Source organism: Neisseria sp. HMSC067G12 (assembly GCF_001812725.1).
In the GTDB taxonomy this organism is placed as follows: Bacteria; Pseudomonadota; Gammaproteobacteria; order Burkholderiales; family Neisseriaceae; genus Neisseria; species Neisseria perflava.
In genome coordinates this window covers 189,469-201,411 of the sequence record NZ_KV810201.1, presented here as the reverse complement: position 1 = coordinate 201,411, position 11,943 = coordinate 189,469, and the positions used below count along the sequence as shown (strand labels likewise).

9 protein-coding genes are annotated in these 11,943 nt (G+C 42.2%); 4 read left to right on the top strand and 5 right to left on the bottom strand.

From position 1 onward, the window contains the following. Window positions 1–32 precede the first annotated feature (32 nt). The 4 genes from rfbC to galE all read right to left on the bottom strand — a co-directional run bounded on the left by rfbC (window position 33) and on the right by galE (window position 3,766). Window positions 33–572 carry a dTDP-4-dehydrorhamnose 3,5-epimerase gene (gene rfbC, locus HMPREF2871_RS05950; protein ID WP_039861926.1) on the bottom strand — a complete coding sequence of 180 codons (540 nt, stop codon included), beginning with the start codon at window positions 570–572 and terminating at the stop codon, window positions 33–35. Between the two features lie 53 nt (window positions 573–625). After that, on the bottom strand, window positions 626–1,492 hold the full coding sequence (gene rfbA, locus HMPREF2871_RS05945) for a glucose-1-phosphate thymidylyltransferase RfbA (protein WP_004519082.1): 867 nt from the start codon (window positions 1,490–1,492) through the stop codon (window positions 626–628). Between the two features lie 73 nt (window positions 1,493–1,565). Further along, window positions 1,566–2,633, bottom strand: coding sequence for a dTDP-glucose 4,6-dehydratase (gene rffG / locus HMPREF2871_RS05940; RefSeq protein WP_049335785.1), 1,068 nt, complete (start codon window positions 2,631–2,633; stop codon window positions 1,566–1,568). A 116-nt stretch (window positions 2,634–2,749) separates the two neighbouring features. Next, complete coding sequence (gene galE / locus HMPREF2871_RS05935) at window positions 2,750–3,766, bottom strand: UDP-glucose 4-epimerase GalE (protein ID WP_004519079.1); 1,017 nt, start codon at window positions 3,764–3,766, stop codon at window positions 2,750–2,752. 223 nt (window positions 3,767–3,989) lie between these two features. Here galE and HMPREF2871_RS05930 point away from each other — a divergent pair, with 223 nt between their 5' ends. From HMPREF2871_RS05930 to HMPREF2871_RS05915, 4 genes are all read left to right on the top strand, one after another. After that, complete coding sequence (locus HMPREF2871_RS05930; protein WP_003747973.1) at window positions 3,990–4,220, top strand: acyl carrier protein; 231 nt, start codon at window positions 3,990–3,992, stop codon at window positions 4,218–4,220. 3 nt (window positions 4,221–4,223) lie between these two features. After that, a complete protein-coding gene (locus HMPREF2871_RS05925; protein WP_004519078.1) occupies window positions 4,224–5,663 on the top strand; it encodes an AMP-binding protein in 1,440 nt (479 codons plus the stop codon). Further along, window positions 5,590–7,035, top strand: a complete 1,446-nt coding sequence (locus HMPREF2871_RS05920; RefSeq protein WP_283126914.1) for an XcbB/CpsF family capsular polysaccharide biosynthesis protein — start codon at window positions 5,590–5,592, stop codon at window positions 7,033–7,035. Before HMPREF2871_RS05925 ends, HMPREF2871_RS05920 begins: the two co-directional genes overlap by 74 nt. 85 nt (window positions 7,036–7,120) lie before the next feature. After that, on the top strand, window positions 7,121–8,170 hold the full coding sequence (locus HMPREF2871_RS05915; RefSeq protein WP_049335787.1) for an acyltransferase: 1,050 nt from the start codon (window positions 7,121–7,123) through the stop codon (window positions 8,168–8,170). Window positions 8,171–8,241: 71 nt separating this feature from the next. Here the strand turns inward: HMPREF2871_RS05915 and HMPREF2871_RS05910 are convergent, their stop codons facing one another. Beyond that, window positions 8,242–11,931: a CDP-glycerol glycerophosphotransferase family protein gene (locus tag HMPREF2871_RS05910; protein WP_049335789.1), complete on the bottom strand. Its 3,690-nt coding sequence runs from the start codon at window positions 11,929–11,931 to the stop codon at window positions 8,242–8,244. Between the last annotated feature and the right edge of the window lie 12 nt (window positions 11,932–11,943).

The window sequence follows — 11,943 nt, the reverse complement described above, 5'->3', positions numbered from 1 at the left end:
TTTCAGACGGCCTGAATTATTTTTAAAACTTTTTAAAACGTGACTGCTTCGGTCAATACTTTGCCTGCCAAGTCTTTAGGCGACAGGTTCGGCTCACCTTGCAACGGCCAGTCGATACCGACGGTCGGATCATTCCAAATCAGCGAGTGTTCGGCTTTGGGGTTGTAATAGTCTGTGCATTTATAGACGAACTCGGCTTCATCGCTCAGTACATAGAAGCCGTGAGCGAAACCTTCGGGTACCCACAGTTGGCGTTTGTTTTCTGCAGACAAGATCTCGCCTACCCATTTGCCGAAAGTAGGGGAGTCTTTACGCATATCGACGGCCACGTCGAATACTTCGCCGACAACCACGCGCACGAGTTTGCCTTGTGTGTTTTCAGTTTGATAGTGCAGGCCGCGCAATACGCCTTTGCTGGATTTGGAGTGGTTTTCCTGCACGAAGGTGCGGTCGCAGACTTGGGTCTTGAACCACTCGTCGCGGAAAGTTTCCATAAAAAAGCCGCGCGCATCGCCGAAGACTTGCGGCTCAAGCAGTTTTACGTCAGGAATGGCGGTATCAATGATGTTCATTGTTTTATCTTTCATCTAAAGGCCGTCTGAAAAGTTTCAGACGGCCTCAAACATTATTTTTTCAACAGGCGCAGCAAATATTGGCCGTATTGGTTTTTCGCCATCGGGCGCGCCAGCTCTTCCAGTTTTTCATCGGAAAGCCAACCGTTGCGCCAAGCAATTTCTTCCAGGCAGGCGATTTGCAGGTCTTGGATGTTTTGTACGGTTTGGACGAATGAAGCGGCTTCGTGCAGGCTCTCGTGGGTGCCGGTGTCCAACCATGCGAAACCGCGTCCTAAAAGTTGAACCGACAATGAACCGTCTTCCAAATACATTTGGTTGAGGTCGGAAATTTCCAATTCGCCGCGGGCGGACGGTTTGATTTGTTTGGCGAACTCGACGACGCGTTGGTCGTAGAAGTACAAGCCGGTTACCGCCCAATCGGATTTGGGCTGTTGCGGTTTCTCTTCGATAGACAGGGCGTTGAAGTTTTCGTCAAATTCAACCACGCCGAAACGCTCGGGGTCTTTGACTTGATAGCCGAATACGGTTGCGCCGTGGGTCTTGGCGGCGGCCTGTTTCAATGTTTGCGTAAATGATTGGCCGTAGAAAATATTATCGCCCAAAACCAAGCAAACATTGTCGTTGCCGATAAATTCTTCGCCGATGATAAATGCCTGTGCCAAGCCGTCCGGACTGGGTTGCACGGCATAACTGATGGAAATGCCGAAATCGCTGCCGTCGCCGAGCAGGCGTTTGAAAGAGGCGTTGTCTTCAGGCGTGGTAATGACCAAAATATCGCGGATTCCTGTCAGCATCAATACGGACAGGGGATAGTAAATCATGGGCTTGTCGTACACGGGCAGCAGCTGTTTGGATACCCCGCGCGTGATGGGGTAGAGGCGAGTGCCGCTGCCGCCGGCAAGGATAATGCCTTTCATGGGTTTTCTCCTGAGTAGTGTGTGTTTGCGTGATTTTCAGACGGCCTAATATGGGAACAGGCCGTCTGAAAACTTATTTTCCGGTGCCTAAACGCTCTAAACGGTAGCTGCCGTTCAATACGTTTTGCCACCAGGTTTTGTTGTCCAAATACCATTGCACTGTTTTGCGGATGCCGGATTCGAATGTTTCTTGAGGTTTCCAGCCCAGCTCCCTGCCGATTTTGGCAGCGTCGATGGCATAGCGTACGTCATGGCCGGGACGGTCTTGTACGAAAGTAATCAAATCTTCATAACGTGCCACGCCGGCCGGTTTTTCAGGAACAAGCTCTTCCAGCAGGGTACAGATGGTTTTGACGACTTCAATATTGGCTTTTTCATTGTGGCCGCCGATATTGTAGGTCTCGCCGACAACACCTTCGGTAACAACCTGATACAGCGCGCGCGCGTGGTCTTCGACAAACAGCCAGTCGCGGATTTGCATACCGTCGCCGTAAACGGGCAGCGGTTTGCCGTCAAGCGCGTTCAGAATCATCAAAGGAATGAGTTTTTCCGGAAAATGGTAAGGGCCGTAGTTGTTGGAACAGTTGGTTACGATGGTCGGCAAACCGTAAGTACGCAGCCATGCACGGACGAGGTGGTCGCTGGACGCTTTAGAAGCAGAGTAGGGGCTGGACGGCGCGTATGGCGTGGTCTCGGTAAACAAATCGTCTGTGCCGTGCAAATCGCCATAGACTTCATCGGTAGAAATATGGTGAAAACGGAAGGCTTCGCGCTTTTCAGACGGCATTTGTTGCCAGTAGGCGCGGGCTGCTTCAAGCAGATTGAATGTACCGACGATATTGGTTTGGATAAATTCGCCTGCCGAATCGATAGAGCGGTCGACATGGCTTTCCGCAGCCAAGTGCATCACGGCATCAGGCTGGTGTTGTGCGAATACGCGGTCGAGTTCGGCGCGGTCGCAAATATCCACTTGTTCAAAAGCATAGCGAGGATTATTGGCTACCTCAGTCAAAGATTCCAAATTGCCGGCATAAGTCAGCTTATCGACATTGACGACAGAGTCTTGGGTGTTTTGGATAATATGACGGACAACGGCAGAACCGATAAAGCCCGCGCCGCCGGTAACAAGGATTTTTTTCATAAGTTTCAGAGGATAGTCAAAATAATATAAACGGATTATAGCAGACAGAAAGTGTGTTTTTCAGATAAAGAGGCCGTCTGAAAACATCTCTTTCAGACGGCCTGTATCAGGTCAACTTAATCGTCGTAGCCATTTGGATTGTTGCTGACCCAACGCCATGAGTCTTCCATCATCTGCGCCAAATCGCGTTTGGTTTCCCAACCGGTCTGCGCTTTGGTGTAGGCGGGATCGGCGTAGAAACAGGCCAAATCGCCATCACGACGCGGTTTGATTTGGAACGGAATGGTCAAACCGGAGGCTGCCTCAAAGGCACGGATGATTTCCAATACCGAATAAGCACGTCCCGAACCCAAATTAAACAGGTGTACACCCGAAACATCGCTTTTCGCCTGCATTGCCGCCACATGGCCTTCCGCCAAATCCATCACATGGATATAGTCGCGCATACCCGTACCGTCTGGGGTAGGATAGTCATCGCCGAAAACCGACAATTGCGGCAGCTTGCCTGAAGCCACTTGGCAGATATAAGGCAGCAGATTGTTTGGGATACCGTTTGGCTGCTCGCCGATCAAACCGCTTTCATGCGCACCGATAGGGTTGAAATAGCGCAACAAAATCACGCTCCAACGCGGATCGGCCTTTTGGATATCCGTCAAAATGCGCTCCACCATAGACTTAGACGTGCCGTAAGGGCTGGTCGTATCCCCCGGTTGCATATCTTCCGTATAAGGTACTTTACCCGGATCGCCGTAAACCGTAGCAGATGAGCTGAACGCAATCTTAAATACGCCGGCACGCGCCATTTCTTCAGCCAAAACCAAACTGCCCGACACATTGTTGTCATAGTATTTCATTGGTTTGGCCACGCTTTCACCGACTGCCTTCAAGCCGGCAAAATGGATGACAGCATCAATATCGTGTTCCGCAAAGATTTGACGCAACACTTCACGATTACGGATATCCCCTTGGTAAAAAGGCACAGACTTGCCGGTAATCTTTTCCAAGCGCGGGAGGATGTTGGCAGACGAATTGCACAAATTGTCCAAAATCACGGCATTAAAGCCTGATTTCAACAGGGAAACAACGGTATGAGAACCGATAAAACCGGTACCGCCGGTGATAAGAATAGTCATTGGTTTTCCTTAATTAAAATTGTGTTTGGAAGTCGTGAAATCGGTTGGCTGAAAATACAAACACGCTTTCAGATGGCCTGGTGTAAGTGTTGTCAAAGAGGGATTGCTTTATTTGGATATTGTATATTTAGTTACCTGAAAAGTAAAAAAATATGGGATAATCACAGTGTTATGCACAGAGTGCAAAGCGTTATCATTTCAATTTTAATAAAAGGATCTTACCATGTCAGTATCTAACGAAGTTTTGGCGTTGATTTCACAAGTTGCACAAAAACAAGTGTCAGCAAATGAAGAATTGTTGTCTACAGGACTTATTGATTCTGTGAGCGCAATGGATTTGGTTATGGCCATCAAACAAAAATTTGATGTTGATTTGCCGTTTGAGCAACTGGTTGATATTTTGGCAAACTCAGCCAATATCATTCAATATGTTGAAAATAATTACAAAGGCTAAATCATGAAACAATTAAATGAATTCCAAAATCTTGATGATTTTTTGGAATACCGTTTCAGCCAAACTTCGGGAAAAGCGTTAGTTAATGATACTCAAGAATGTTCTTGGGAAGAGTTGCGCGTAAAAATAGCCGCATTTATCGAGGCTTACAAAAGCATAGCAGATATTACCAAAAACATTCCTCTGGTGTTGCACGGCCATAAAGAAATTGATTTTGCAGTGGCAATTTATGCCTGCTTATTAAACAAAATCCCTTTTATTCCGGTGGATAGTATTTATCCTGAAAGCCGTCTGAACAATATCTGCCAACTGTCGAAAGCACGCTTTGTATACCGTTCGGCAACGCAAACTTTTGAAAAGCAGACTGACGAAGAAGTAGAGCTGGCTGAAAAAGATTTGGCTTACATCATGTTTACTTCAGGAACAACCGGCGCACCTAAGGGTGTGCAAATCGGTCGTGAAGCCGTGTTTAACCTGATGAAATGGATGAAAGAGCAGCTTAATTTAGCCGCACCTAATGTATTCATGAATCAGGCTCCGTTTGCGTTTGATTTGTCAATGTACGAAATCTTTGGCAACTTGGCTTACGGCGGTTGCATTGTCATGAACAGTCGTGATGCTATTTCTAATCCTGCCACCTGGATTGATTTTTTGGCCAAACAACAAATTACTACCTGGGTTTCCACGCCTTCTTTTGCCATGCAGCAGCTGCTTAACCCTAAATGTAGTCAAGCTACTTTACCGAGTTTGAAAGAATTTTTGTTCTGCGGCGAAAAACTTGGCAAACCAGTAGTAAATATGATTTTTCAAAAATTTCCCGGTGTCCGTGTTATCAATACCTATGGTCCGACTGAAGCTACTGTAGCAACAACTTACGTTGATATTACACCTGATATGCTGGCGGCAGAAGAAGAGTTGCCTGTAGGCGTTGCCGTGCTTAATTCCAAATTAGAGATTGTTGACGAAGAGATTTGGATTAGCGGTAACCATGTGATGCGTGGCTATCTGAACAACGAAACTGAAAATGCTAAACGCTTGGTAGTACACAGTGCAGATAACCGTACTTATAAAACAGGTGACTACGGTTTTGAAAAAAATGGATTGTTCTATGTACAAGGCCGTAAAGACGAGCAGATTAAGCTCAATGGCTACCGTATCGAACTTTCAGAAATTGAAGAAAAAATCCTTAACCTTAAGGAATTTGCCTTTGATAATGTGGCAGTAGTGGCTTTGAAACGCAACACAGGCGCAGTATTGCGTTTGGTGTGTTTCTATACAGCCAAGCAAAGTGCAGATACTCAGGCGATCAAAGACGCATTAGTACAAAATTTACCGTCTTACATGATGCCGTCTGAATTTATTCACATTGATGAAATTCCAGTCAGCACCAACCACAAAACCGACAAAAAAGCATTGTTGGAAAAATATCAGCAGGGTTTATAAAATGGATTTATATCAAATTCAGCAAAACATCTTACGAAAAGCCAAGATTGATCCTCAAAAGGTTAACGCTTGGATTTATAACAATCAAAGTATAGTGTTTGATTTTCTGTTGAACGACTATTTTGTCAGCGTCAGTTATACGGCAGTAGGACAAACCTTTAACTTTATTGAGCGTAATAAGAGCAAAATTTCTAAGATTTCCGGCTTCCATAAATTTCTGAAATATATTTCAGAAATTTATGGAAGTTACCCACAATCGGTTAATCAAGAAAAGACAGTATTGTCTTTTAAATTTGCTGAAACCGATTGGGCAAAAATCGAGGATAAATTTAGTGAGATTTTAGAAGTCACTTCCATTTATCTTGGCAGCGAATTATGCTACATCCTGAATGTTGAAAAAAATAAGGGCATTAATTTAGCCGAGTACTTGGATAAGCCGGAAGTTGAATACATTGGTGTTAAAGGCGACAGTAATGAGTTTTTCCTAAGCTATGCTCGGAATCATGGTCTAAGTGATTATGTTTATGAGCTAAATAATAGAGGCTTTTTAGCTGTTGAACACAAAATGGGTGTAAGTGTGTTCCGTCGCGTGAACAAGCACAGTTATAAAGATCTTTTGGCTTATTTCCCAGACTCTTTCCATGAGTTGGAAAATGTCATTTATACTGTTGAAGCACCGAAAGTATTGAGTGCCAACAAGAAAAACCTATTGGTGTTGTTCTCTTATACCAATAAGAGTAATGAGAATATGGTTGACCGTTATTATAGCCACCCATTTCCATTTATCAGCAACAGCATTATGCCAAATACTTACATCATCCGTATGGCTGATGTATCAGACGCGTTTGGCAGTCACGGGTTGAATACAAAGTTTGATGAAAATATCGAAGACAATATCCAGCGTTTCATTAAGAGCCTGATGAATATTTATGGCGTAGATAAGAAAAACGTAGTCATTTGCGGTGCATCATCAGGCGGTACAGGAGCGGTATATCACGGCTTAATTGGTGGGTACAAAACCTTTGCAATCGACCCATTTTTGGGCAATCATAAATACTATGGTGGCAAAGATCCATTGTATCTGCATTCTATCCGTACGCCGATTTTGGAGACTTTCAAAAAGCTACCAGATGTAATTGATCATAACCTTGAAAATCAAGTGGTCATTTCATCGGCTAAAGTATCAGAGTTTTATCCGGATATTAAAGAGCTGAAAGAAGCATTGCCTACAGTTGTATTATGTGAGTTTGACTTTGAAAAAATTCAAAAGCACATAGATTTTTCAGGCAACACAGTATTCTTGTCCAATACCATTATCAATAATTTGCTGTTGGACATCCATATTACTGATTCGGACATTAATCTGAACTAAATGCGAAGTAAATAGACAGTAAGTTTAAAATTTACTGTCTATTTTTTTAATATTTGAACCATATTTATCATGTTTGGGGAATGTAATGGTAGATAAAACGGCTGAAGAATTTCAGCAAGAAATTCTTAAAAATATCAAATTAAAAAATACGTCTGTTGATATTTATTATCAGCAGAATGTGTACTGCAATTTCAAATCTGACCGTGAAACACCATTTTCTGTCAGCTTAAATTTAGATTGGCAGAAGATTTTCCTGTTTTATCGTAATAAAAGTGAGATAGATAATATCGGAGAAATGTTTCCAAACTTCAGCTTATCTAAGCAGGATGGGGATAATGTATACATTTATGATGTCAGTACTTTGGATTTTGCCCAAACCTGTGCGGTCTTTATCAAATTGGCCGAGCGTGCGGAACAATATTTTTCTGAACGGCCAGTAGTTAACAGCCGCAAAAAAGAGGTGATGTCAGGTAATTATATCGACACCTCCGGAAATAAAATTACTGCACCTGATAATCTGCGAAACTGTCATTTCCAATTTCTAGGAGGAGGTGGGAATGAAGTTGTTATCCACCCTAATGCAAACTTGCGTAATGTATTTTTGGAATTTTTAGGCAAGGACAGCAAAGTCTATATTGGAGAAAATGTTTCTATGCAAGGCCAATGGTGTTTGGGAGTAGGCTGTACGATTAATATCGGCAGTAAAACTACCAGTACCAATCCGGTTTATATTACTGTTGCCGAACATACAACCTTGTCCATTGGTGAAGATTGTATGTTTGCCACTAATAATCAAATCCGTACTGATGATGCACACCCGATTTATGATGTTCATACTGGAAAACGTTTAAATATTTCTAAAGACGTTACCATTGGAGACAGAGTGTGGGTAGCCTATGGCGCAACAATTTGGGGTGGTACAAAGATTGGTAGCGGTAGTATTGTTGGTGCATTTTCGGTAGTGAAAAAACATTTTCCTAATAACTGTGTTATTGCAGGCGTGCCGGCTAAAGTCATACGCAAAGATGTATTTTGGGAACGCAATAATGTTTTATACACAGATATAGATGAAGGTAAGGATTTGGCAGAAATGAATCATGTTACCTATATCAATTCAACAGTAGAACTCGATTAGTGCATCTAATAGTAAAGGCCGTCTGAAAACATAAAAGTTTTCAGACGGCCTTTTTTAAGATAAGACAGAGATTACTCTAAACAAGCCAATTGTTTTTTCAGACACTCAGCCTGTAATGCCTTGTCACCTTTAGCTTCGGCTATTTCAGCTGCCAGTTTCCAATATGCTGCTGTGTCTTGTAGAGAGAGACTGTCAAAATAACGTTGTGCTGCCTGATGGTTTTTCAGACGGCATAAAGAAGTTGTATAAAGATACATCGTTTCCGGTGTGGTTTGTGCAAAATCAGCCAATATTTTGGTGACAGACTCCCAATCTTGGTTTTGGGCAAGTTTTTCAGCTTCATACAAGGCCAAAGACGGATTCTCAGGATATTTTTGGCGCAGTTGAGCCAATAGATATCCTTCGCCGTCAGTGTTGCCGGTAGCGTACATTTTTTTCAGATAATCGACCGTTAAATCTTCAGGAATTAAGAGCAGATTTTCTTCAAAGGCACGGTTAAGCTGGGTAAATAGTTTTTCAGAATCACCGCGTAATTTTGCCAGTCTTGCAATCGCGATACGGCAACTTGGATCATTCTTAGTATGGTTTTCAAAAGCAACCAAAAACTGATGCGCGCCTTGTAAGTTACCAAGGTTCATACAGAGGTAAGAAGCCAACAGCTCGGGTTTGAGATAGCCTTTTTCACGATCGTCCAAGCTATCAATATACGTTTTCAGTAAAGCCAATGCTACAAAATAATTTTGCTCCGATAGCTTTTGTGCTACGGCTAACAAAGGTTGATATGAGTCGGGTAAATCTGTACCTATCCGGGCAAACAGTTTTTCAGACGGCCTTTTTGCTTGGTGAAACGAGGCTGCAAGTAATGCGACAAGTAAATCATTTTGCGTTCCTATATGCTCGTTTTCAGCAAAAAATTCCGCCCCTTTAACAGCATTACCGATATATAAGTCCATTTTTGCATGCCAGTAACCTGCGGTATCGGGATAATCAGGTAACAGGTTTTGCAAAGTATCAAACTGTTTGCTCTCAAATAAAGCATTCAGATAACGATGGCGATAATCAGCTGTTTCTTCCGCATTCAGACGGCCTGTATCAAGCAGAGTTTGGATACGGCTTGCAGCCAAGTCCCATACCTGATGATTTTCTGCTTGCTCAATCATATTGATTAAAATCGGCAGATTGTCAGCGGTTTCGGCATGGTCAAGAGCAGTAATAGCTTGATACACACGTTCGCAGTTGCCACCTTCCTGGAAGGGGAAAGTATCGCGGATGCGAGCAAGATATTCGGGTTTGGCATGTCCTGATTTTAAAATGTTTTCTAATTCAGTCAGCGTTTCATGCTGATTGATGGTAATAGGGCCAAATCCGTCAGTTTCGTAAGAGAAATAGCCTTTTTGATAGGTGTGTGTACCAGAGAAAAAGGCTTCTTTATCAAATTGATAGTAAATAATTGCCTTATTCAGATAGGCCATGTCAAATGCTACTGATGAGTAGTCGGTAATCAATACGGCGCAACGTCCGAAAAGATTTTGAATACTTTCAGTTTCACGCAGTCCACTCCAGATTTTTATATAGGTAGGGACATTCATTATTTCCAAATAGGGCTCGATATTTGGGTGTGGTGCAAAAATTACTTCGTAGCCGTAGGTTTCTGCCATTTCCTTCAGGCGCTGGTCGTGAAGCAGAGCCTGCCAGTAACGGGCATAGTCAGTTTCCATAAAAGCACTGTTGAGCGTACGAGTATTGCTACCTGTACCGATATTTTGACCGACAATGTTATTGCGCCAAGTTGGCATAATCAGGATCTTGCGACTGTCGGGCTTATTTTTTGATAGTAAGGAGTCGTAGCGTGGAAATCCAGTTAGTGCTACTTCTTTTTCAGTCAGCTTGTAGGTATTGAAGTCAGCCTTAATCGAGCGGCTTTCTGGCTCAGTAGTGGTAATGAAACAGTGTAGGTTTTGTTTGCTATTTGTCCATGCAGAAAGATTGTCTTTAGTTACTCCGTGCTGAAGAAAGACAAATTTTTTGCTGTGTTCGTATAAATCCCCAAAATAATTGTTGATGTGTTTTTCCAAATGACTAGAAATGATTTTTTCAGCTTTACGCAAACGTTGTTCATATTCACTACCGCCGAATTCTACAAGTTTGAAGCCTTCCTGTTCGAGACGGTTCCAGTCTGGGGCAGTTTTGTTGAGTACGAAATAGCAAGTTTGTTCAGGGTGGTTCTGCATCATATAACGATAAAAATGCTCAGCGTTGTCATCAGCTTTAGTTTCCCTATCCATTAAAAGCCAGCTGCCGTCTGAAAGGTATTTTTCAGACGGCGTAAATAAACCGGTAAGTTCATTTAATGCGATGCCGTGCATAAAGGTTTTACCTTTAATCGAAATTCGCATTGCTTTTTTGTTAAGTAGAATATTAATTTTGGCGTTGTCTGCAACGTCACCATAGGGAATCCACAAACGTTTTTCGTAAACAAATAATTGTTCATTTAGCTTATTGACCACGCTTTTTGCATAGACAGGAATAAGATCACGCCCATCGGCTTGCACAGAATATGGCTGGTCGAAATAGGTAAAATAGCTGATAAGGAACTGTTTGCGTTCACGATCAATGTTTTCAATATAGGCGATTTGGAATGGCGGCTCGCTCTGTTTGAACATTCCAAGCATGCCAACTTTATGGAATAGCCATACTCCTGCTAAGCCAAATTCCATAATATTTTTTTGATCAATATAATCAAAAACCTGCTGCATTAGATCATAAAAATGTGATTTTTGTTTAGTATTCAACAAATCTAGACGTTCAGGTCTATTAAGCAATTGTTGAATATACCAAGCCATATCATATAATGCGGTTTTTTGTATTGAGGAGGGTACATACCCTAAGCGGTTTTTATAGTTTTTAAGCATAGGCAAGAAGCCATACTCAAAAACATTAGAAAACTTTTCTACTTTTTGCCAAGAAGTATCTAGAGTGGATGTGCCACTTTCACGTTTGCGATAGAAATAGACGGCATCTCTGTCAAACACAGCTTTTGCGTCCTGCAAATCTAATAAATAGTCTGCAATAAATTTGCCATCTTCAAAGTTTGGCTTAACATTGTGGTCAAACACCAAATTCTGTTTTTTAATATGGCTGACTCTGAAAAAGGTTGAGGCAGCAGACATATTGATAAATTTATCGAGCTTGGCAACATCAATAACGTGGGTTTTGTTAAAACGGAATCTTAGAGGATGACTATCTTTAATGATATTTTGATTTTCAAAGAAAAATTTCATATTAGTAGCTACAGTTACTGCCGACGGATGTTGGCTAATTTGAGTATCTACTGATTTGAAGTAGTCAGGGTGAAGATAATCGTCAGGGTCAGTAAATACTACCCATTCAGTTTGTGTATGTTGCAAACCCAGATTGCGTGCCGAGGCCTGGCCGCCATTTTCTTTGTAAAAATAATGGATATTTTGGGGAAACTTGGCTTGCCATCGTTTGATGATTTCTGCCGAATGGTCGGTTGATCCATCATCTACTAGAATGATTTGAATGTGTTTTTTGAAATTCAAGCTTTGTTTGACGATGCTGTCAAAGTATTCATCAAGGTATTTTTCGACGTTATAAACGGCTGAAACGATTGTAAATTGATTATTACCTTCGTATTTTAAGGGAAGGTATTTTTTGAGTTTCATTACGCGTTTGGCGTACATGTCGCGGAAAAAGAGTTTAGGGTCTCGTAAGAGCTTCCGAAATTTTTTATTGTTCATTTTTTTTAACCT

Excerpts from the sequence above, each read along its gene's own strand:
- rfbC (WP_039861926.1), bottom strand. The coding sequence starts at position 572 with ATGAACATCATTGATACCGCCATTCCTGACGTAAAACTGCTTGAGCCG.
- rfbA (WP_004519082.1), bottom strand. The coding sequence starts at position 1,492 with ATGAAAGGCATTATCCTTGCCGGCGGCAGCGGCACTCGCCTCTACCCC.
- rffG (WP_049335785.1), bottom strand. The coding sequence starts at position 2,633 with ATGAAAAAAATCCTTGTTACCGGCGGCGCGGGCTTTATCGGTTCTGCC.
- galE (WP_004519079.1), bottom strand. The coding sequence starts at position 3,766 with ATGACTATTCTTATCACCGGCGGTACCGGTTTTATCGGTTCTCATACC.
- HMPREF2871_RS05930 (WP_003747973.1), top strand. The coding sequence starts at position 3,990 with ATGTCAGTATCTAACGAAGTTTTGGCGTTGATTTCACAAGTTGCACAA.
- HMPREF2871_RS05925 (WP_004519078.1), top strand. The coding sequence starts at position 4,224 with ATGAAACAATTAAATGAATTCCAAAATCTTGATGATTTTTTGGAATAC.
- HMPREF2871_RS05920 (WP_283126914.1), top strand. The coding sequence starts at position 5,590 with ATGAAATTCCAGTCAGCACCAACCACAAAACCGACAAAAAAGCATTGT.
- HMPREF2871_RS05915 (WP_049335787.1), top strand. The coding sequence starts at position 7,121 with ATGGTAGATAAAACGGCTGAAGAATTTCAGCAAGAAATTCTTAAAAAT.
- HMPREF2871_RS05910 (WP_049335789.1), bottom strand. The coding sequence starts at position 11,931 with ATGAACAATAAAAAATTTCGGAAGCTCTTACGAGACCCTAAACTCTTT.